13 protein-coding genes are annotated in these 21,638 nt (G+C 72.9%); 9 read left to right on the forward strand and 4 right to left on the reverse strand.

The window, feature by feature from the left end; translation table 11 throughout:
• The first annotated feature begins 132 nt into the window (after positions 1-132).
• Complete coding sequence (locus tag ACWGH1_RS07020) at positions 133-4,362, forward strand: AAA family ATPase (RefSeq protein WP_453408493.1); 4,230 nt, start codon at positions 133-135, stop codon at positions 4,360-4,362.
• 209 nt (positions 4,363-4,571) lie between these two features.
• Positions 4,572-6,005, forward strand: a complete 1,434-nt coding sequence (locus ACWGH1_RS07025; RefSeq protein ID WP_453408494.1) for a sugar porter family MFS transporter — start codon at positions 4,572-4,574, stop codon at positions 6,003-6,005.
• A gap of 49 nt (positions 6,006-6,054) precedes the next feature.
• Here the strand turns inward: ACWGH1_RS07025 and ACWGH1_RS07030 are convergent, their stop codons facing one another.
• Together ACWGH1_RS07030 and ACWGH1_RS07035 are read right to left on the reverse strand one after the other, a co-directional pair.
• Positions 6,055-7,041 carry an LLM class flavin-dependent oxidoreductase gene (locus ACWGH1_RS07030; protein ID WP_453356052.1) on the reverse strand — a complete coding sequence of 329 codons (987 nt, stop codon included), beginning with the start codon at positions 7,039-7,041 and terminating at the stop codon, positions 6,055-6,057.
• A 61-nt stretch (positions 7,042-7,102) separates the two neighbouring features.
• A complete protein-coding gene (locus ACWGH1_RS07035) occupies positions 7,103-8,548 on the reverse strand; it encodes a cytosine permease (protein ID WP_453356051.1) in 1,446 nt (481 codons plus the stop codon).
• A gap of 136 nt (positions 8,549-8,684) precedes the next feature.
• Between ACWGH1_RS07035 and ftsY the strand changes: the two genes are divergently transcribed.
• A complete protein-coding gene (ftsY, locus tag ACWGH1_RS07040; protein ID WP_453356050.1) occupies positions 8,685-9,908 on the forward strand; it encodes a signal recognition particle-docking protein FtsY in 1,224 nt (407 codons plus the stop codon).
• 81 nt (positions 9,909-9,989) lie between these two features.
• Here the strand turns inward: ftsY and ACWGH1_RS07045 are convergent, their stop codons facing one another.
• Entirely contained in the window at positions 9,990-10,658 is a 669-nt protein-coding gene (locus ACWGH1_RS07045; protein WP_453356166.1) for a bifunctional DNA primase/polymerase, read from the reverse strand.
• 406 nt (positions 10,659-11,064) lie between these two features.
• Here ACWGH1_RS07045 and nsdA point away from each other — a divergent pair, with 406 nt between their 5' ends.
• The 6 genes from nsdA to ftsH all read left to right on the forward strand — a co-directional run bounded on the left by nsdA (position 11,065) and on the right by ftsH (position 20,826).
• The gene (gene nsdA / locus ACWGH1_RS07050) at positions 11,065-12,585 is read left to right on the forward strand and encodes a transcriptional repressor NsdA (protein ID WP_453356167.1); all 1,521 of its coding nucleotides are present in this window, start codon (positions 11,065-11,067) and stop codon (positions 12,583-12,585) included.
• A gap of 332 nt (positions 12,586-12,917) precedes the next feature.
• A complete protein-coding gene (locus ACWGH1_RS07055) occupies positions 12,918-14,264 on the forward strand; it encodes an ammonium transporter (protein WP_453356168.1) in 1,347 nt (448 codons plus the stop codon).
• Positions 14,261-14,599 carry a P-II family nitrogen regulator gene (locus tag ACWGH1_RS07060; RefSeq protein WP_453356169.1) on the forward strand — a complete coding sequence of 113 codons (339 nt, stop codon included), beginning with the start codon at positions 14,261-14,263 and terminating at the stop codon, positions 14,597-14,599. Before ACWGH1_RS07055 ends, ACWGH1_RS07060 begins: the two co-directional genes overlap by 4 nt.
• Positions 14,600-14,615: 16 nt before the next feature.
• Entirely contained in the window at positions 14,616-17,051 is a 2,436-nt protein-coding gene (locus ACWGH1_RS07065; RefSeq protein ID WP_453408495.1) for a [protein-PII] uridylyltransferase, read from the forward strand.
• Between the two features lie 115 nt (positions 17,052-17,166).
• Entirely contained in the window at positions 17,167-18,741 is a 1,575-nt protein-coding gene (gene ffh / locus ACWGH1_RS07070) for a signal recognition particle protein (RefSeq protein WP_453408496.1), read from the forward strand.
• Between the two features lie 159 nt (positions 18,742-18,900).
• Positions 18,901-20,826: an ATP-dependent zinc metalloprotease FtsH gene (ftsH, locus tag ACWGH1_RS07075; RefSeq protein WP_453354469.1), complete on the forward strand. Its 1,926-nt coding sequence runs from the start codon at positions 18,901-18,903 to the stop codon at positions 20,824-20,826.
• 28 nt (positions 20,827-20,854) lie between these two features.
• Here the strand turns inward: ftsH and ACWGH1_RS07080 are convergent, their stop codons facing one another.
• The gene (locus ACWGH1_RS07080) at positions 20,855-21,523 is read right to left on the reverse strand and encodes a methyltransferase type 11 (RefSeq protein ID WP_453354468.1); all 669 of its coding nucleotides are present in this window, start codon (positions 21,521-21,523) and stop codon (positions 20,855-20,857) included.
• Between the last annotated feature and the right edge of the window lie 115 nt (positions 21,524-21,638).

The following is a 21,638-nucleotide window of genomic DNA, read 5'->3' on the forward strand; positions in this document are numbered from 1 at the left end:
CCACCCCGCCCGCCACGGGTACGGATGCGCCGTTGGAGGGCGTTGGGCCAGTTGGGGACTGTTTCCTTTGGCGTCTGATCTGCCCGGGACCTTCAAGGGCGAAACCGAACGTGAAAGGTAGAGTCCGGCGGCGTGCACCTCAAGTCCCTGACCCTGCGTGGCTTCAAGTCCTTCGCTTCCGCCACCACCCTGCGGTTCGAACCCGGGATCACCTGCGTCGTGGGGCCGAACGGGTCGGGCAAGTCGAACGTGGTGGACGCGCTGTCCTGGGTCATGGGGGAGCAGGGGGCGAAGTCCCTGCGCGGCGGGAAGATGGAGGACGTCATCTTCGCGGGCACGACGGGCCGCCCCCCGCTCGGCCGCGCCGAGGTGTCCCTGACGATCGACAACTCCGACGGCGCCCTGCCCATCGAGTACGCAGAGGTCACCCTCACCCGGATCATGTTCCGCGGCGGCAGCAGCGAGTACCAGATCAACGGGGACACCTGCCGGCTGCTCGACATCCAGGAGCTGCTCTCCGACTCCGGCATCGGCCGGGAGATGCACGTCATCGTCGGTCAGGGCCAGCTGGACTCCGTCCTGCACGCCGACCCGATGGGCCGCCGCGCCTTCATCGAGGAGGCGGCCGGTGTGCTCAAGCACCGCAAGCGCAAGGAAAAGGCGCTGCGGAAGCTGGACGCGATGCAGGCCAACCTCGCCCGCGTGCAGGACCTGGGAGACGAGCTGCGGCGCCAGTTGAAGCCGCTCGGACGGCAGGCGGCGGTGGCCCGCCGGGCGGCGGTGATCCAGGCGGACCTGCGCGACGCGCGGCTGCGGCTGCTCGCCGACGACCTGGTCACGCTGCGGGGCGCGCTGGAAGCGGAGATCGCTGACGAGGCGGCCCTCAAGGAGCGCAAGGAGTCGGCGGAGCGCGAACTCGCGGGCGCCCTGCGGCGCGAGGCCGAGCTGGAGGAAGCGGTACGGGACCTCGCGCCGCGCCTGCACCGGGCGCAGCAGACCTGGTACGAGCTGTCGCAGCTCGCCGAGCGGGTCCGGGGAACGGCGTCCCTCGCCGAGGCGCGGGTCAAGTCGGCCTCGGCCCCGGCGGAGGAGGAGCGGCGTGGCCGCGACCCCGAGGAACTGGAACGGGAGGCCGAGCGGATCCGCGAGCAGGAGGCGGAGCTGACGGCCGCTCTGGAGGCGGCGTCGCGGGCGTTGGAGGACACCGTCGAGCACCGGGCGGAGCTGGAGCGGGCGCTGGCCGAGGAGGAACGCCGGCTCCGTGACGCGGCGCGGGCCATCGCCGACCGGCGCGAGGGGCTGGCCCGGCTGACCGGGCGGCTCGGCGCCGCGCGGTCCAGGGCGGGCGCGGCGCAGGCGGAGATCGACCGGCTGATCGCGGCGCGGGACGAGGCGGGGGCCCGGGCCGAGGCCGCGCAGGCGGAGTACGAGGCGCTGGCGGAGGAGGTCGGCGGCCTCGACGAACCGTCGGCGCAGGGGGAGTACGAGGCGGCGCGGGCCCGGCTGGAGCAGGCGGAGGCGGCGCTGGCAGGTGCGCGCGAGGCGCTGACCGCGGCGGAGCGGTCGCGGGCGGCGGTGTCGGCGCGGCGCGATGCGCTGGCGCTGGGCCTGCGGCGCAAGGACGGCACCGGGGCGCTGCTGGCGGCGGACGCCCGGGACCGGCCGGGCGGGCTGCTGGGGCCCGCGGCCGAGCGGGTCCGGGTGGCGGCGGGATACGAGGTCGCGGTGGCGGCGGCGCTGGGCGCGGCGGCCGACGCGGTGGCGGTCGCGTCGCCGGGAGAGGCGGCCGAGGCGCTCCGCCACCTCCGCGAGGCGGATGCGGGCCGCGCGACCCTGCTGATCACCCCTCCGGACCCCGCGCCCCCCTTCCCCAACCAGGCCAACACCCCCGGCGCTGCCCTGCCCGAGCGCGACACCCAGCACGGGACCGGCCCGCAGGCCGACGCCCCCGGCGGGGCCCTGCCCCAGCCCGCTCAGCAGCGGGGCACCCCGGACGGGACCGGTCCCCGGGGCGTCACCCCCGGCGGAATCCCGGCGCAGTGCGACACCCCAGAGGGGGCCGGTACGCGGGCCGCCGCCCCCGGCGGGGCCCCGGCCCAGGGTGGGGCGGCCGCTCATGGCGCAGTCGGCGTTGCCCCGTACGCACCCGGCCCGCAGGCCACGGCCGCCGGGACGCTGCCCGTGCCGTCGGCCGACGTCCAGGGCGGGCCCGCCGCCCGGCCGGAGGCCTGCGGCGGGGACCTGGCGCAGCCCACGCTGCCGGCCGGCCCCCCGTGCGCCTCCGGCCCGCAGGCCACAGCCTTCGGCGGGGCCCCGCTGCAATCGGCGCATGGCGCGGTCGGCCCGCAGGCCGCCGCCTCGGCGCGGTCCGCGCCGCGAACCGGTGTCACCGCCGACGGCGCAGCCGACGGGTTCCGCAGCGGAGCCGGCCGGGGGGACGCCCGCCTCGGCGGGGGCTCCGCGCCGCAGGATGCCCCGGACGGCGGCACCGGCGGCCCTGCGGTGGTGTCCGCACCGCAGGCCGCGGCCGTCGTACGGCAGGTTGCCGTGGACGTGGAGCGGGCGGTGCCAGCCGCCGCGTTGGTGGAGGGGGACCCGGCGGTCGTGCGGGCCGTGGGGTGGGTGCTGCGGGACTACGTCGTCGTCGGGACCCTGGCGCAGGCCGAGGCCGTCGTCGCCGAGCACCCCGACCTCGTCGCCGTGACCCGCGACGGCGACGTGCTCGGCACCCACATCGCCCACGGCGGCTCCGCCGGCGTGCCCAGCCTCCTCGAAGTGCGGGCCGCCGTCGACGAGGCCGACGCCGAGCTCACCCGTCTGGAGGCGGAGTGCGCGGAACTCGGCGCCGCCCAGGCCGCTGCCCAGGACGGCCGCCGGGCCGCGGCGGCCCTCGTGGAAGAACTGGGCGAGCGCCGCCGGGCCGGGGAACAGGCCCGGGCCCAGTTCGCCCAGCAGCTCGGCCGGCTTGCCGGGCAGGCCAAGGGGGCCGCGGGCGAGGCCGAGCGCAGCGCCGCCGCCGCGGCCCGGGCCCAGGCCGCGCTGGACGAGGCCCGGCTGGAGGTCGAGGAGTGCGCCGAGCGGCTCGCGATCGCCGAGGAGATGCCCGTAGCGGAAGAGCCCGACACCTCAGCCCGGGACCGGCTCGCCGCCGACGGCGCCAATGCCCGGCAGACCGAGATGGAGGCCCGGCTCCAGCTCAGGACGCACGAGGAGCGGGTCAAGGGCCTGGCCGGCCGCGCCGACTCGCTCGACCGGGCGGCCCGCGCCGAGCGCGAGGCCCGCGTCCGGGCGGAGCGCCGCCGCGAGCGGCTGCGCCACGAGGCGGAGGTCGGCCGGGCGGTGGCCGACGGCGCCCGGCAGCTCCTCGCCCACCTGGAGGTGTCGATCGGCCGGGCCGAGCTGGAGCGGTCCCTCGCCGAGCGGGCCAAGGGCTTGCGGGAACGGGAGCTGGCCGACGCCCGCGCCCGGGGGCGGGACCTCAAGGGGGAGCTGGACAAGCTCACCGACTCCGTGCACCGGGGCGAGGTGCTCGGCGCCGAGAAGCGGCTGCGGATCGAGCAGGTCGAGGGCCGCGCCCTGGAGGAGTTCGGGGTGGAGGCGGCCGGGCTGGTGGCCGAGTACGGACCGGACCAGCCGGTGCCGCCGTCCCCGCCCGCCGAGGGGGAGGAACTCCCGGCGGACCCGGAGCACCCGCGCAACCGTCCCGGCCCCTTCGACCGGGCCCGGCAGGAGAAGCGCCTCAAGGCGGCCGAACGGGCGTACCAGCAGCTCGGCAAGGTCAATCCGCTCGCGCTGGAGGAGTTCGCGGCTTTGGAGGAGCGCCACAAGTTCCTCAGCGAACAGCTGGAGGACCTGCGCAAGACGCGGGCCGATCTCCTTCAAGTCGTGAAGGAGGTCGACCAGCGGGTGGAGCAGGTCTTCACCGAGGCGTACCGGGACACGGCACGGGAGTTCGAGGGCGTGTTCGCGCGTTTGTTCCCCGGCGGCGAGGGCAGGCTGGTCCTCACCGATCCGGACGACATGCTGTCCACCGGGGTGGATGTGGAGGCCCGGCCGCCGGGCAAGAAGGTCAAGCGGCTCTCCCTCCTGTCCGGTGGGGAGCGGTCGCTGACGGCCGTGGCCCTGCTGGTCTCCATCTTCAAGGCCCGGCCCAGCCCGTTCTACGTGATGGACGAAGTGGAGGCTGCCCTTGACGACACCAACCTGCAGCGGCTCATCCGCATCATGGCGGAGCTCCAGGAGAGCTCGCAGCTGATCGTCATCACGCACCAGAAGCGGACGATGGAGATCGCGGACGCCCTCTACGGCGTCTCGATGCAGGGCGACGGCGTGTCGAAGGTCATCAGTCAGCGGCTGCGCTGAGGGGGCCGTCGCACCCGAACGCTGTTCATTAAAGAAGTGAAGCTCAGTTCTTCGTTACGGAACTCTGCCGAAGTGTTGACTTCACAAACTGAACACATAGGCTCTGCTCCGCTGCCTTTTCCTTTCGGGTGGTGCCGGTCCCTCACCTGTGCGCCACTGGAAGGCACCACACCCACCCGCCACCGCAGCCGGGCACGCAGGAGCAGACCTTGACCAGCAGCACAGAGCAGGCGTCGGCCTCGGGCGGCGGACGCGCGCCCCACCCCGACCACCTCGGGCACGTCATCTTCATCACCGCGGCCGCGGCCATGGGCGGTTTCCTCTTCGGATACGACAGCTCGGTCATCAACGGCGCCGTCGTCGCGATCCGGGACCGCTTCGACGTCGGCCCCGGGACCCTTGCGCAAGTGATCGCGGCAGCCCTGATCGGCTGCGCGATCGGCGCGGCCACCGCCGGCCGGATCGCCGACCGGATCGGCCGTATCCGCTGCATGCAGATCGCCGCCGCCCTGTTCACCGTGAGCGCCATCGGCTCCGCCCTGCCGTTCGCCCTCTGGGACCTCGCCATGTGGCGCGTCATCGGCGGCTTCGGCATCGGCATGGCCTCGGTCATCGGCCCGGCCTACATCGCCGAGGTCTCGCCGCCCGCCTACCGCGGCCGGCTCGCCTCGTTCCAGCAGGCGGCCATCGTCACCGGCATCGCCGTCTCGCAGCTGGTCAACTGGGGCATCCTGAACCTCGCCGACGGCGATCAGCGCGGTGAGATCGGCGGCCTCGAAGCCTGGCAGTGGATGCTCGGAGTCATGGTCGTCCCCGCCGTCCTCTACGGGCTGATGTCCTTCGTCATCCCCGAGTCCCCGCGCTTCCTGATCTCGATCGGCCGTACCGACGAGGCCAAGAAGGTGCTGGGCGAGGTCGAGGGTTCCGGCGTCGACCTCGACGCGCGGGCCGCCGAGATCGAGCACGCGATGCGTTCCGAGCACAAGTCCACCTTCCGGGACCTGCTGGGCAGCCGCTTCGCCTTCCTGCCCATCGTCTGGATCGGCATCGGCCTCTCCGTCTTCCAGCAGCTCGTCGGCATCAACGTGATCTTCTACTACAGCTCCGCGCTGTGGCAGTCCGTCGGCATCGACCCGACCAGCTCGTTCCTGTACTCCTTCACCACCTCGATCATCAACATCATCGGCACGGTGATCGCGATGATCTTCGTGGACCGGCTCGGCCGCAAGCCGCTCGCCCTCATCGGCTCCGTCGGCATGGCGATCTCCCTCGGCTTCGCCGCGTGGGCGTTCTCGTACAAGGAGGGCACCGGCGACAACATCTCCATGCCCGACACCCAGGGCACGGTCGCGCTGGTCGCCGCGCACTCCTTCGTCCTCTTCTTCGCCCTGTCCTGGGGCGTGGTGGTCTGGGTGCTGCTCGGCGAGATGTTCCCCAACCGCATCCGCGCCGCCGCGCTCGGCGTCGCCGCCGCCGCCCAGTGGATCGCCAACTGGGTCATCACCGTCACGTTCCCGTCGCTGGCCGACTGGAGCCTGTCGGGCGCGTACGTCATCTACGCGGTCTTCGCCGCGCTCTCGATCCCGTTCATCCTCAAGTGGGTGCCGGAGACCAAGGGCAAGGCGTTGGAGGAGATGGGGTAACCATCCCCGCCACCACCCCCTCTCCTCTTACGACAGGCACTGCCCCGGCTCAGTCCTTGAGCCGGGGCAGTACCTGTTCGCACAGCAGTTGCAGGCTGCGCCACCCCTCGTCGACGGGCATTCCGCCGCACAGCGGGTGCAGCACCAGGTTCCCCGCCCCGCCCGCGCCGCGGGCGTACGCCACCGCCTGCTCCGGGGTCAGCACCCGGTACACGCCCTCCGCCCGCAGCTCCGCCACCGACCGTGCGGCCGAGCGCACCGCGCTGCGGATCTCCTTGGACTGCCAGGACGCGTACGTCCCCGCCTCGTGCAGGAAGCACTCGCCGTGCTCGGCCCAGACCCGGTCCGGGTCCTGCGCGATGTGCAGCAGCGGGGTCTCGGCGGCGGGCATCATGCAGAAGCCCTCCGTGCCGTACTCCGCCAGCTTCCCCCGGTAGTACGCCTCCAGCTCCGGGAGGTGCGCGCTGGGGAAGAACGGCAGCCCCAGCCGGGCCGCGCGCCGGGCCGCCGCCTCGGAGCTGCCGCCGACCAGCAGCAGCGGGTGCGGCCGGGTGAACGGCCGCGGGGTGACCCGTACCGTGCGGCCGCGGAAGACGAAGGGCTCGCCGGTCCACGCCTTGAGCAGGGTCTCCAGCAGTTCGTCCTGGAGCTTGCCGCGCCGGCCCCACTCCACCCCCTGCTGCTCGTACTCCTGCGGCCGGTAGCCGATGCCCGCGACGGTCACCAGCCGGCCGCCGCTCAGCAGGTCGAGGACGGCGATGTCCTCCGCCGCCTTCAGCGGGTCGTAGAGCGGTCCGATGATCGCCGAGACGGTGACCGCGATCCGGCGCGTGGCCCCGAACACGGCGCCCGCGAAGGCGAAGGGTGAGGGCAGCCAGTTGTTGCCGGTGCCGTGGTGCTCCTCCGTCTGGATGGTGTCGACCCCGCGGTCGTCCGCGTAATGGGCCATTTCCAGCGCGGCCCGGTAGCGGTCGCGCAGGCTGTCGGGGGTGCCGTTCGGGTCGACCAGATTGAACCGGGCCACGGTGATGGGCATGGCGCAGTCCCCCTTCGCCGGGTGGTTGGGCGGGCGAAGGGGGACGTTAGCTGACGTAGCGTCAGTTGGACAGGGATCCGGCGAGCGCCGGCTCCTGCGCCCCGGCCGCGCCGTCGACCGGCGCGGTGCGCGGCAGTGCGGCGTACAGCGCGCCGGAGGTGAGGACGCCGATCGCCCAGCCCAGCCCGTTCTGCCCGATCCAGCTCCCGGACAGCGGTCCGGCGAACCAGTCCACCTTCGTGAACAGCAGGCCCACCACCAGCGCCGCGCCCCAGGCCGTCATGGCCTGCCAGGCGAAACCGCCGCGGTACCAGTAGACGCTGCCCGGCGTCGTGTCCAGCAGCGCGGGGCCGTCGTAGGACGTGCGCCGCAGCATGTCCACGCCGAAGACGCCGATCCAGGCCGAGAAGGCCACGGCCAGCAGCGTCAGGAAGGAGATGAACGAGCCGAAGAAGCTCTTCGCGACCACCATCAGCAGGAAGCCGAACACCAGGCTGATGACGGCGTTGACGCTGACGGCCCAGGCGCGCGGCACCTTGATGCCCAGGGTCTGCGCGGTGAAGCCGGCCGAGTACATGGACATCGAGTTGATCAGCAGCATGCCGACGAGGGCGATCAGCAGGTACGGGACCGCCAGCCAGACCGGCAGCAGCTCGCCGATGAAGGAGACCGGGTCCGCGGCGGTGGCCAGGTCGGGGGTGCCGACCGCCATCACCGCGCCCATCAGCACCATGGGCAGGACGACGATCCCCGCGCCGCCGATCGTCGCGCCGACCATGCCCCTGGCGGAGGCGGTGCGCGGCAGGTAGCGGGTGAAGTCCGGGCCGGACGGTACCCAGCTGATGCCGCCGGCCGCGATCGTGCCGATGCCCGCGATCATCATGGCCGTGGAGCCGGCCGGCTTGTCGAAGACGGCGGCCCAGTCGGTCGTGAGGACCAGGTAGCCGAGCACCAGCACGCTGAACGCGCCGAAGAGGTACGTCGACCACTTGGAGCAGACCCGTAGCGCGTTGATGCCGAGCCCCGAGACCACGAACGTGCAGCTGACGAAGAACAGCAGCGTGACGACGATCAGCGGGGTGTTGGCCCGCACGCCGAAGAGGAGGTCGAGGACCGTCAGGACGGCGTAGGCGCCGCTCACCGCGTTGATGGTCTCCCAACCCCAGCGGGCCACCCAGATCAGCGCGCCGGGGAAGAGGTTGCCGCGCTGCCCGAACACGGCCCGTGAGAGCGCCATGCCGGGGGCGCCGCCGCGCTTGCCCGCGATCGAGATCAGCCCGACCATGCCGTACGAGACGACGGGTGCGGCGAGAGCGACGACGAGCACCTGCCAGATGTTCAGCTTGTTAGAGATCACCAGCCCCGCGCCCATGGTCAGCAGCAGCACGCTGATGTTGGCGGCGACCCAGGTGGGGACGAGTTCGCGGACGCGGCCGCCGCGCTCGCTGTCGGGAACGGGCTCCAGACCACGGGTCTCGACCGCGGACTCTGCGGGCTCGGCAGGCATGCACTACTCCGGGGGATGTGAGGGGAGTCGTACATCATCGTATTTTCGCCCGGAAAAGCACAAATTGAGGATTCGCGCCCCGGGCACAGCTCCGGCACGCGGGACCCGGAAGACCTCACGCCATACTGGGTGGGTTATGGAAATCCTCATTCTCGCTGTAGTCATCGCCCTGGTCGCGGTCGGCGCGATCAGCGGGCTCGTGGTCAGCAGCCGCAAGAAGAAGCAGCTGCCGCCCACGGCGCCGTCGAGCACGCCGACCATCACTGCCCCGCCCGCCGAACCGCAGGTGGGGGAGGACGCCGCACCGACGGCGGAAGAGCCGCGCCGCACGATCGAGGAGGTCGAGCTCCCCGACGCGCAGACCGCCGTCGAGTCGCCGGTCGCCGTCGAGGACCCCGTGGTCGGGCTGGCGCCCGCCCCCGAGATCGAGGTGCCAGAGCCCACCGCCGGCCGCCTGGTCCGGCTGCGCGCACGGCTCGCCCGTTCGCAGAACTCGCTCGGCAAGGGCCTGCTCACGCTGCTCTCCCGCGAGCACCTCGACGAGGACACCTGGGAGGAGATCGAGGAGACCCTCCTCATCGCCGACGTCGGTGTCGTACCGACCCAGGAGCTGGTCGACCGGCTCCGTGAGCGGGTCCGGGTGCTCGGTACCCGTACCCCCGCCGAGCTGCGCACCCTGCTGAAGGAGGAGCTGCTGACCCTGGTCGGCACGGACTTCGACCGCGCGGTGAAGACCGAGAGCGGTGTCGACACCCCCGGTGTCGTGATGGTCGTCGGCGTCAACGGCACCGGCAAGACCACGACGACCGGCAAGCTGGCCCGGGTCCTGGTCGCCGACGGCCGCAGCGTCGTGCTCGGCGCGGCCGACACCTTCCGCGCGGCCGCCGCCGACCAGCTGCAGACCTGGGGCGACCGGGTCGGCGCGCGCACCATCCGCGGCCCCGAGGGCGGCGACCCCGCGTCGATCGCCTACGACGCGGTCAAGGAGGGCATCGCCGAAGGCGCGGACGTCGTGCTCATCGACACCGCCGGCCGGCTGCACACCAAGACCGGGTTGATGGACGAGCTCGGCAAGGTCAAGCGCGTCGTGGAGAAGCACGGTCCGCTGGACGAGGTGCTGCTGGTCCTGGACGCGACGACCGGGCAGAACGGCCTGACCCAGGCGCGCGTCTTCGCCGAGGTCGTGGACATCACCGGCATCGTGCTGACCAAGCTCGACGGCACGGCCAAGGGCGGCATCGTCGTCGCCGTCCAGCGCGAGCTGGGCGTCCCGGTCAAGCTCATCGGCCTCGGCGAGGGCCCGGACGACCTGGCCCCCTTCGAGCCGGAGGCGTTCGTCGACGCCCTGATCGGCGACTGAGGCCCGCTCCCGCGCCGCCGTACGCGCGCCAGTGCCCCCGCATCCGGACCGGACGCGGGGGCACTGGCGTACGCGGGGGGTTCAGCGGCGGAAGCGGTGGCAGATGTACGCCAGCGTCCCCAGCAGCAGCCGGGCCTGCGGCGGCCCGCCCACGCAGTCGAGCGCGGGCGGGCGCAGCCAGCCGGCCGGGCCGAGGCCCGCGTGGTCGGAGGGCGGGGCGGTCAGGAAGGCGCCGCTGCCCAGGGCGCGCAGGTCAAGATCGGCGTCGTCCCAGCCCATCCGGTACAGCAGCTGCGGCAGCCCGGCCGCCGCGCCCGGAGCAACGAAGAACTGCGCCCGGCCGTCCGGGGTCACCGTGACCGGCCCGAGCGGCAGGCCCATCCGCTCCAGCCGGACCAGCGCGCGCCGGCCGGCTTCCTCGGACACCTCGATGACGTCGAAGACGCGGCCGACGGGGAGCAGGATCGCGGCGCCCGGGTACCCGTCCCAGATCTCGGCGACCTCGTCCAGGGTCGCTCCCGCGGGCACGGTGGGCGCGAAGTCCAGCGGGTGCGCCCCCGGCGTGCGGCAATTCGTATGACCGCAGGAGCAGTCGCGGCCGGGTGCCGCGGCGCGGGCGCCCGGGACCGCGTCCCAGCCCCACAGCCCGGTGTACTCGGCCACCGCCGTGCTCTCCGAGGACCGTCCGCGCCGCCGCGAGCCGGAACGGAACTCCTTGGTGCTGCGGCTGCCGCCGATCGTGAAGCCCATGCCCATGCCCCCTCCAACGGGTCGGACGCGCCGGTGGTTACGACGCCGGCGAGACCTGCTGTCCGGTGGGGCGGAGTGCGGCTTCCGGCGGGGCTGCCCGGCGCACTCCTCGCCGCGCGCGCCCCGGCCGCACTCCCGTCCAACCATTCCGTTTCGCCTTCCTGTCAAGTGAATCGCGCCTGGCCGGTGGCGAGTTCATTCGAAGGGGTGGCGAATGGTGGCGTTTCCACGGCCGGTCTCGCCCGAGGGGTGATCGTAGGATTACTTTCGGTGCACGAACCCCCGTGGCGAGCCCATCCGTGCGTATGCCGGAGGCAATGCGTGAAGGACTTGTGAAGTCCCTGGCGGTGGGCGCCGTTCCGGTCAGGGTTTGTGCGGAAGAGGCTTAACGGATGGGGGCGTTCCAGTGAGCGGCAACGACGCAAGCGGAACGAACGGGCAGTCGCCCGCGACTTCGGAGGCGTCCGCAGAGACCGTCCGCAACGAACAGCTGACCTCCTGGTTCGTGCGCAGCGGCTGGTCCAAGGGCGAACTCGCCCGCCAGGTCAACCGCCGGGCCCGCCAGATGGGCGCCCACCACATCAGCACCGACACCTCGCGGGTGCGCCGCTGGCTCGACGGGGAACAGCCCCGCGAACCCGTCCCGCGCATCCTGTCCGAGCTGTTCTCCGAACGCTTCGGCTCCGTCGTCGCCATCGAACAGCTCGGCCTGCGCACCGCGCACCAGACCCCCTCCGTCTCCGGGGTCGACCTGCCCTGGGCCGGACCGCAGACGGTCGAGCTGCTCAGCGAGTTCTCCCGCAGCGACCTGATGCTGGCCCGCCGCGGCTTCCTGGGGACCTCGCTCGCCCTCTCCGCCGGCCCCGCCCTCATCGAGCCCATGCAGCGCTGGCTCGTCCCGGTCCCGGCCGCCGACCCCGGACCGCGCGCCGAGGGCGGGCCGACGGCGCCCACCGCGAGCTACCGGCCGGCCGGGCTCTCCGATCCGGAACTCGACCTGCTCGAAGCCACCACCGTCATGTTCCGCCAGTGGGACGCCCAGTGCGGCGGCGGACTGCGGCGCAAAGCGGTCGTCGGACAGCTCCACGAAGTCACCGACCTGCTCCAGGAGAGCCACCCGGCGCCCGTCATGAAGCGCCTGTTCAAGGTCGCCGCCGAGCTCGCCGAACTGGCCGGCTGGATGAGCTACGACATCGGACTGCACCCCACCGCGCAGAAGTACTTCGTCCTCGCGCTGCACGCCGCCAAGGAGGGCGGCGACAAGCCGCTCGGTTCCTACATCCTCTCCAACATGGGCCGCCAGATGATCCACCTTGGGCGCCCCGAGGACGCCCTGGAACTCATCCACCTCGCCCAGTACGGAAGCCGCGACTGCGCCGGGCCCCGCACCCAGGCCATGCTGTATGCGATGGAGGCCCGCGCGTACGCCAACATGGGCCAGCCCAGCCGCTGCAAGCGCGCCGTGCGGATGGCCGAGGACACCTTCGGCGACGTCGGCCTCGGCGGCGAGCCCGAGCCCGACTGGATCCGCTTCTTCTCCGAGGCCGAGCTCAACGGCGAGAACTCCCACTCCTTCCGGGACCTGGCCTACGTGGCCGGCCGAAGCCCGACCTACGCCTCCCTCGCCGAGCCCGTCATGGAACGCGCCGTCGAGCTGTTCGCCAAGGACCCCGAGCACCAGCGCTCGTACGCCCTGAACCTCATCGGCATGGCCACGGTCCACCTCCTCCAGCGCGAGCCCGAGCAGGCGACCGTTCTCGTCGACCAGGCCCTCGACGTGGCGCGAAAAGTACGGTCCGAACGGGTGAACACCCGCCTGCGCAAGACCGTCGACACCGCGGCCCGTGAGTACGGCGACGTCGCCGACGTGGTCCGGCTGACCGATCACCTCGCCTCCCGGCTCCCCGAAGCGGCGGAGGCCGTCTGACGGCCCTGGCAGCCGTCCATCCGAGCCCCGGCCGCGGCGGCCGACCCCGTGAAGCCCGATCAGGCTCCCCCAGCCAGGCCACCCGGGTCGCCGCCGCGGCCGGTCCCTTCCTCTCGCGCCTGACCGTCGGCGCGTTCACCGCGCCGTAACAGGCACGACCCCTTCGTCACCGGTGCGAAACATCGAGCGGCGGCGCCGGAAACCGGGCTGCGCGAATCTCAGGGGCATTAACCGGCCAGCCTCTAGGCCCACACCAGCAGGCCTTATGCCCCGCGCCGCTTAGGTAGCCACGATCGCCCGCACGCGAACGTACCGACGACGAGGAGACGCCGATGGCATCAGCCATCACGACCCTCGCGGCAGACGCCCCGACCCTCTCTGCCGCGAACACCGGGTTCATGCTCATCTGCTCCGCCCTGGTCATGCTGATGACCCCGGGACTCGCCTTCTTCTACGGAGGCATGGTCCGCGTCAAGAGCAGCCTCAACATGCTCATGATGAGCTTCATCAGCCTCGGGATCGTCACGATCCTGTGGGTCCTCTACGGCTTCAGCCTCGCCTTCGGGACGGACGCGGGCTCGCTGATCGGCTGGAACTCCGACTACGTCGGACTCAGCGGCATCGGCATCACCGAGCTCTGGGACGGCTACACCATCCCGGTCTACGTCTTCGCCGTCTTCCAGCTGATGTTCGCCGTCATCACCCCGGCCCTGATCAGCGGCGCACTCGCCGACCGCGTCAAGTTCAGCGCCTGGGCCCTGTTCACCGCCCTGTGGGTGAGCCTCGTCTACTTCCCCGTCGCCCACTGGGTCTGGGGCACGGGAGGCTGGCTCTTCGAACTCGGCGTCATCGACTTCGCGGGCGGCACCGCCGTCCACATCAACGCCGGCGCCGCCGCCCTCGGGGTGATCCTCGTCATCGGCAAGCGCGTCGGCTTCAAGAAGGACCTGATGCGCCCGCACAGCCTTCCGCTGGTCATGCTGGGCGCCGGTCTCCTCTGGTTCGGCTGGTTCGGCTTCAACGCCGGCTCCTGGCTCGGCAACGACGACGGCGTCGGCGCCGTCATGTTCGTCAACACCCAGGTCGCCACCGCCGCCGCCATGCTGGCCTGGCTCGGCTACGAGAAGCTGCGCCACGGCTCCTTCACCACCCTCGGCGCCGCCTCCGGCGCGGTCGCGGGCCTCGTCGCGATCACCCCCTCCGGCGGCTCCTGCTCCCCGCTCGGCGCGATCGCCATCGGCGCCATCGCCGGCGTCGTCTGTGCCATGGCGGTCGGCCTGAAGTACCGGTTCAACTTCGACGACTCCCTCGACGTGGTCGGCGTCCACCTCGTCGGCGGGGTCATCGGCTCCCTCCTCGTCGGCCTCTTCGCCACCGGCGGCGTCCAGTCCGACGTGGCCGGCCTCTTCTACGGCGGCGGTTTCACGCAGCTCGGCAAGCAGGCCATCGGTGTCTTCGCCGTCCTCGCCTACTCTCTCCTCGCGTCCGCGATCCTCGCCTTCCTGCTCGACAAGACGATCGGGATGCGGGTCACCGAGGACGCCGAGGTCTCCGGCATCGACCAGGTCGAGCACGCCGAGACCGCGTACGACTTCAGCGGGGCAGGCGGCGGCGCCTCCTCCCGGAGCACCGTCGCACCCGCCCACGTTGCCGCCGCGACCAAGAAGGTTGACGCATGAAGCTGATCACCGCGATCGTCAAGCCGCACCGGCTCGACGAGATCAAGGACGCCCTCCAGCGGTTCGGCGTCCAGGGACTCACGGTCTCCGAGGCCAGCGGCTACGGCCGCCAGCGCGGACACACCGAGGTCTACCGGGGCGCCGAGTACACCGTGGACCTCGTCCCGAAGATCCGCATCGAGGTGGTCGTCGAGGACGACTCGGCCGACGACGTGATGAACGTGCTGGTCACCGCGGCCCACACCGGCAAGATCGGTGACGGCAAGGTGTGGAGCGTGCCGGTGGACTCGATCATCAGGGTCCGCACCGGCGAGCGCGGCGCTGACGCGCTCTAGGCGACGGGAGCCCCGGGTGACGAGTGTGGAGCACACGACCGCCGAGCCGTCCGATCCGGACGGCCCGGGACCCGGCGGCTACGCCGCGGCCCGGCTGCGACTCCTCCAGGAGGAGTCGCGGTCCGGGCCCTCCCGGCGTTCCGCCCTGTCCGCAGTGACCGACGACTGGCTGAACGCCCTGTTCGCGCGGGCCGTACGGGAGACCGGTGTCCGCGGCGCGGCGCTCGTCGCCGTCGGCGGCTACGGCCGCGCCGAACTCTCCCCCCGCAGCGACCTCGACCTGCTGCTCCTGCACGACGGCAAGGCGGACACCAAGGCGCTGAGCGCCCTCGCCGACCGCCTCTGGTACCCGGTGTGGGACCTGGGAGTGGCCCTGGACCACTCGGTACGCACCCCCGGCGAGGCCCGCAAGACCGCCGCCGAGGACCTCAAGGTGCAGCTCGGGCTGCTCGACGCGCGGCCCGTCGCCGGTGACGCGGGACTCCTCGCCGGGCTGCGCACCTCCGTCCTGGCGGACTGGCGCAACCAGGCCGGCAAACGGCTCCCGCAGCTGCACGCCCTGTGCCGGGAGCGGGCCGAGAAGGCCGGGGAGCTGCGCTTCCTGCTGGAGCCCGACCTCAAGGAGGCCCGCGGCGGGCTCCGCGACGCCGCCGCCCTGCGGGCCGTCGCCGCGTCGTGGCTGGCCGACGCCCCGCGCGAGGGGCTGGCCGAGGCCCGGCGGCGGCTGCTCGACGCCCGCGACGCCCTGCACCTGGTGACGGGCCGGGCCACCGACCGGCTCGCCCTCCAGGAGCAGGACCAGGTCGCCGGCCGGCTGGGGCTGCTGGACGCGGACGCGCTGCTGCGCGAGGTGTACGAGGCCGCGCGGGTCATCTCGTACGCCGCGGACGTCACCTGGCGGGAGGTCGGCCGGGTACTGCGCTCCCGGGCGGCCCGGCCGAGGTTGCGCGGACTGCTGCTGGGCGCCCGCGGGCCCGCCGTGGAGCGGGCACCGCTGGCCGAGGGCGTCGTGGAGTCCGACGGGGAGGCCGTCCTGGCCCTCGCCGCCCGGCCCGACCGGGACCCGGTGCTGGCGCTGCGCTTCGGGGCGGCCGCCGCGCAGGCGGGCCTGCCCGTCTCGCTGCACTCCGTACGCCGCCTCGCCGCCCAGGGCAAGGCGCTGCCCGTGCCCTGGCCGGCCGAGGCGCGGGAACAGCTGGTCACGCTGCTCGGGGCGGGCGAGCCGACGGTCGGGGTGTGGGAGGCGCTCGAAGCCGAGGGGCTGATCACCCGGCTGCTGCCCGACTGGGAGCGGGTGCGCTGCCGGCCGCAGCGCAACCCCGTGCACACCTGGACGGTGGACCGGCACCTGGTGGAGACGGCGGTCCGGGCCGCCGCCCTCACCCGCCGCGTCAGCCGCCCCGACCTGCTCCTGATGGCCGCCCTGCTCCACGACATCGGCAAGGGGTGGCCCGGCGACCACTCGGTGGCGGGGGAGACCATCGCCCGGGACATGGCCGCCCGCGTCGGCTTCGACGCTGAGGACGTGGCGGTGCTCGGCGCCCTCGTACGCCACCACCTGCTGCTCATCGACACCGCCACCCGGCGCGACCTGGACGACCCGGCCACCGTGCGCACCGTCGCCGAGGCAGTCGGCTCGGCGGGCACCCTGGAACTCCTGCACGCCCTGACCGAGGCCGACGCGCTGGCCACCGGCCCGGCGGCCTGGAGCGCCTGGCGGGGCTCCCTCGTGGCGGACCTGGTGTCCCGGGTCGGGGCGGTCCTCCAGGGCGCGGCCCCCGCCGCCACCGAGCTGGGCATCCCGGTCACCGACCAGGAACGCCTGGCGGTGGAGGCGCTGCGCACCGGAGAGCCGGTCCTGGCCCTGGAGGCGCGCCACGAGGAGGACGCGGTCGGGGTGGACCTGGTCGTCGCCGTCCCCGACCAGCCCGGGGTGCTGCCCGCCCTGGCCGGGGTGCTGGCGCTGCACCGGCTGACGGTCCGGGCGGCCGACCTGCGGTCGCTGGAGCTGCCGGACCGGCTGGGGGAGGTGCTGGTGTTCCGCTGGCGGGTCGCCGCCGAGTACGGGGCCCTGCCGGAGGCGGCCCGGCTGCGCACCGACCTGGTCCGGGCGCTGGACGGTTCGCTGGACGTCCCGGCGAAGCTGGCCGACCGCGAGGCGGCGTACCCGCGGCGGCGCGGGGTGGTCCCGCCGCCGCCCCGGGTGGCGGTGATGCCGGACGCGTCCTCGCTGGCCACCGTCCTGGAGGTGCGGGCCCCCGACGCCGTGGGGCTGTTGCACCGGATCGGCCGGGCGCTGGACGCGGGCGGCGTCCGGGTCCGCAGCGCACACGTCTCGACCCTCGGCGCGAACGCGGTGGACACCCTGTACGTGGTCGACCCGGACGGCAAACCCCTGCCGCCCCGCGCCGCCGGCGCCCTGGCGGCGGCGATCGAGGCGGCCCTGCGCTGAGCCCGCCCCGGGGGCAGGCCCCGGACCGGAGCCGGACCGCAGGGCCCACCACCGGGAAAGGGCCGATACCCTGGGGGACGACCACACGCCCCCGACCCGAGGAATCGCGACCACCGTGTTCGATACGCTTTCCGACCGCCTCAGCGCGACCTTCAAGTCCCTCCGGGGCAAAGGCCGCCTCTCCGAGCAGGACATCGACGCTGCGGCGCGGGAAATCCGTATCGCCCTCCTCGAGGCCGACGTCGCGCTCCCCGTCGTCCGTTCCTTCATCGCCAACGTCAAGGAACGCGCCCGCGGCGAAGAGGTCAGCAAGGCGCTGAACCCCGGCCAGCAGGTGCTCAAGATCGTCAACGACGAGCTCGTGTCGATCCTCGGCGGCGAGACCCGCCGCCTGCGCTTCGCCAAGACCGCGCCGACCGTCATCATGCTCGCCGGTCTCCAGGGTGCCGGTAAGACCACCCTCGCCGGAAAGCTCGGCCTCTGGCTCAAGGGGCAGGGCCACGCCCCGCTCCTCGTCGCGTGTGACCTCCAGCGCCCCAACGCCGTCAACCAGCTCAGCGTCGTCGCCGAGCGCGCCGGCGTCGCGGTCTACGCGCCGCAGCCCGGCAACGGCGTCGGTGACCCGGTCCAGGTCGCCAAGGACTCCATCGAGTACGCCCGTACGAAGCAGTACGACATCGTCATCGTCGACACCGCCGGCCGCCTCGGTATCGACCAGGAGCTGATGCAGCAGGCCGCGGACATCCGTGACGCCGTCAGCCCCGACGAGATCCTCTTCGTCGTCGACGCCATGATCGGCCAGGACGCGGTCAACACCGCCGAGGCCTTCCGCGACGGCGTCGGCTTCGACGGCGTCGTGCTCTCCAAGCTCGACGGCGACGCCCGGGGCGGTGCCGCGCTCTCCATCGCGCACGTCACCGGCAAGCAGATCATGTTCGCCTCGAACGGCGAGAAGCTCGACGAGTTCGACGCCTTCCACCCCGACCGCATGGCGGGCCGGATCCTCGACATGGGTGACATGCTCACCCTCATCGAGCAGGCCGAGAAGACCTTCTCGCAGGCCGAGGCCGAGAAGATGGCGGCCAAGCTGGCGAAGGGCCCGAAGGAGTTCACGCTCGACGACTTCCTGGCCCAGATGGAGCAGGTCCGCAAGATGGGCTCCATCTCCAAGCTGCTCGGCATGCTGCCGGGCATGGGGCAGATCAAGGACCAGATCAACAACATCGACGAGCGCGACGTCGACCGCACCGCCGCGATCATCAAGTCGATGACCCCGGCGGAGCGCCAGGACCCGCACATCATCAACGGCTCCCGCCGCGCCCGTATCGCCAAGGGTTCCGGCGTCGAGGTCAGCGCCGTCAAGAACCTCGTCGAGCGGTTCTTCGACGCGCGCAAGATGATGTCCCGCATGGCCCAGGGCGGCGGGATGCCGGGCATGCCCGGCATCCCGGGGATGGGCGGCGGCCCCGGCCGGCAGAAGAAGCAGGTCAAGCAGGCCAAGGGCAAGCGCAAGAGCGGCAACCCGATGAAGCGCAAGGAAGAGGAGGCCGCGGCAGCGGCCCGGCGCGAGCAGGGGCCGCAGGCCGTCGAGCCGGCCGTCGGCGGCAACCCGTTCGGGCTGCCCGCGGGCGGGGCCCAGCCGGGCCAGGACTTCGACCTTCCGGACGAGTTCAAGAAGTTCATGAAGTAACGGCGGCGCGGCGCGCGCGGCGTCGTACGCAAGGGCCCTGGCCGGCCCGGGAGTGACCAGCCGGCCGGGGCCCCGCGTCGTTCCGGGCTGCGGCTCCCCGGGGGCAATCGTCCGGTATCTCCCTTATGGTCGGCCGGGAGGACGGCAGAAGGAGGCCCCGTGCCCAGCCCCACCCCCGCACCGCCCCGCGACCGGGCCGACACTCCCTGGCGTTCCGAGGGCGCGCCGCCCACCCCACCGCCGAGGAAGCGGATGGCCGGCGGATGGCGCGGGCTGATCCTCGTGGCCCTGATCGTCTTCCTGATCACCAACCTGGTGCTGTCGTTCTTCAACGAGGGTGACGAGCCGACCGTCTCCTACACCGAGTTCAGCAAGCAGGTCGCGAACGGCAACGTCTCGAAGATCTACTCCAAGGGCGACGCCATCCAGGGGCAGCTCAAGGCCAAGGCGCCGATGCCGGACGGCGGCGAGGGCCACTACACCAAGTTCGTCACCCAGCGCCCGGCCTTCGCCGACGACGACCTGTGGGCCAACCTCACCAAGCACCAGGTGACGGTGACCGCCTCGCCCGTCGTCGTCCAGCGCAGCTTCCTCGCCAACCTCCTGCTCTCGCTCGCGCCGATGCTGCTGCTGGTCGTGCTGTGGGTGCTCATCGCCCGCCGGATGGGCTCCACCATGGGCGGCGGCCTCGGCGGGCTGGGCCGCAAGACGCCGCCCAAACCGGTGGAGCTGGAGGCGGGCGCCAAACGCACCACCTTCGAGGACGTCGCGGGCATCGACGAGGTCCAGGGCGAGCTCCACGACGTCGTCGACTTCCTCAAGAACCCGCAGGCGTACCGGAAGATGGGCGCCCGCATGCCCGGCGGGGTGCTCCTCGCCGGTCTCCCCGGCACCGGCAAGACCCTCCTCGCCCGGGCCGTCGCCGGAGAGGCCGGGGTCCCCTTCTTCTCGGCCTCCGCCTCCGAGTTCATCGAGATGATCGTCGGCGTCGGTGCGTCGCGCGTCCGCGAACTCTTCACCGAGGCGCGCAAGGTCGCCCCCGCGATCATCTTCATCGACGAGATCGACACCATCGGGCGCGTGCGCGGCGCGGGCGGCGGACTCGGCGGCCACGACGAACGCGAACAGACGCTGAACCAGATCCTCACCGAGATGGACGGCTTCTCCGGCTCCGAGGGGGTGGTCGTCCTCGCCGCCACCAACCGCGCCGACGTGCTGGACCCGGCACTGACCCGGCCCGGCCGCTTCGACCGGCTGGTGCAGGTCTCGCCGCCCGACAAGAGCGGCCGCGAGGCCATCCTGCGCATCCACACCCGCGACATCCCGCTTGCCGACGGAGTGGACCTCGGCCGGGTCGCCAGTACGACACCCGGCATGACCGGCGCCGAGCTGGCCAACCTCGCCAACGAGGCCGCCCTGCTGGCCGTCAAGCGCAAGCAGTCGCAGGTCACCCAGGCCGACCTGTCCGAGGCCCTGGAGAAGGTGCAGCTCGGCGCCGAACGCCCGCTCGTCATGCCGCTGGAGGAACGGCGCCGCACGGCCTACCACGAGAGCGGCCACGCCCTGCTGGGCATGCTCCAGCCGGGCGCCGACCCCGTCCGCAAGATCACCATCGTCCCGCGCGGCCGGGCCCTGGGCGTCACCCTCTCCACTCCGGACGCCGACCGCTACGCCTATACGGAGCCCTACCTGCGCGGGCGCATCATCGGCGCCCTCGGCGGCATGGCCGCCGAACAGGTCGTCTACGACGTGATCACCACGGGCGCCGAGAACGACCTCGAACAGGTCACCGGCCTCGTGCGCGGCATGGTCGGCCGGTGGGGCATGAGCGAACGGGTGGGCCGGCTGACCGCCATCCCCTCCGACGCACAGAGCGCGTACGGGCTCTCGGCCGCGCCCGCGACGCTGGATGCCGTCGACGCCGAGATGCGGCGGATCGTCGACGAGTGCTACGTCGAGGCCTGCCGCCTGCTGCGGGAGCACCGCTCGCAGCTCGACGACCTCGCCGAGGCGCTGCTCGCGGCCGAGACCCTGGACGAACCCGCCGCCTACGCCGCCGCGGGCATCCCCCGCCTGTCGAAGTAGCCGCCCCCGGAACCCGCGGGGCGCCCGGCTAACGGACCCGGGCGATCACGTAGCGGAAGATGTTCGGCAGCCACACGGCGCCGTCCGGCCGCTCGTACGGGTGAAGCGCCTCGGTCAGCTCCTTCTCCACCTGCGCCGGGTCGCAGGCGCACTCGTACAGCCCCGTCGACAGCAGCCCGCGTACCGCGCTGTCCACATCCGCGTAGCCGAACGGGCAGAACACCCGCCCCGAGCCGTCCGGCACCAGCCCGGCGCCCGCCGCCACCGCGTCCAGGTCCCGCGGCGACGGGCCGCCGCCCAGCACCGCCGGAACGGTGCACCGCTCCGCCGGCCCCCAGCCGGCCAGGACCACCGCCCCGCCCCGGCGGACCGCCGGCAGGGCCGCGGCCAGCGCCTCGGGGCCCGGCGAGAACGCCAGCAGCACGTCGTACGGCCGCGCGGCGGACGGCGGATCCGCCCGCACCTCCAGCAGCCGCTCCCGGGCCAGCGCACGGCGCGCCGCGTCCGCTTCCACGCCCGTGACGGCGGCGCCGCGCCGCTGCGCCAGCAGGAGGGCCAGCCCGGCCCCGCACCCCAGGCCGAGCAGCCGGGCCCCGGGCCCGACCTCCAGCCGGTCGTAGACCGCCTCGTACAGCGGTACCAGCATCCGTTCCTGGATCTCCGCCCAGTCCCGGGCGACGAGCGTCGTCGTCGGCATCGGTGTCATCGAAAGAGCGCTCCTGATTCCATGTCGCCCCCTACGGGTTTCCCCGAGCCCCCGTTGCCAGGGAACTCCCCATCGGCCCCCGCGTCCAGAGGAGTGCGCCACCCGA

It is taken from the genome of Streptomyces sp. NPDC054883, from assembly GCF_053610645.1.

What these genes read in the sequence shown, in the direction of transcription:
- ACWGH1_RS07060 (WP_453356169.1), top strand. Translation starts at nt 14,261, where the DNA reads ATGAAGCTGATCACCGCGATCGTCAAGCCGCACCGGCTCGACGAGATC.
- ACWGH1_RS07080 (WP_453354468.1), bottom strand. Translation starts at nt 21,523, where the DNA reads ATGCCGACGACGACGCTCGTCGCCCGGGACTGGGCGGAGATCCAGGAA.
- ACWGH1_RS07055 (WP_453356168.1), top strand. Translation starts at nt 12,918, where the DNA reads ATGGCATCAGCCATCACGACCCTCGCGGCAGACGCCCCGACCCTCTCT.
- ACWGH1_RS07035 (WP_453356051.1), bottom strand. Translation starts at nt 8,548, where the DNA reads ATGCCTGCCGAGCCCGCAGAGTCCGCGGTCGAGACCCGTGGTCTGGAG.
- ftsY (WP_453356050.1), top strand. Translation starts at nt 8,685, where the DNA reads ATGGAAATCCTCATTCTCGCTGTAGTCATCGCCCTGGTCGCGGTCGGC.
- ACWGH1_RS07030 (WP_453356052.1), bottom strand. Translation starts at nt 7,041, where the DNA reads ATGCCCATCACCGTGGCCCGGTTCAATCTGGTCGACCCGAACGGCACC.
- ACWGH1_RS07045 (WP_453356166.1), bottom strand. Translation starts at nt 10,658, where the DNA reads ATGGGCTTCACGATCGGCGGCAGCCGCAGCACCAAGGAGTTCCGTTCC.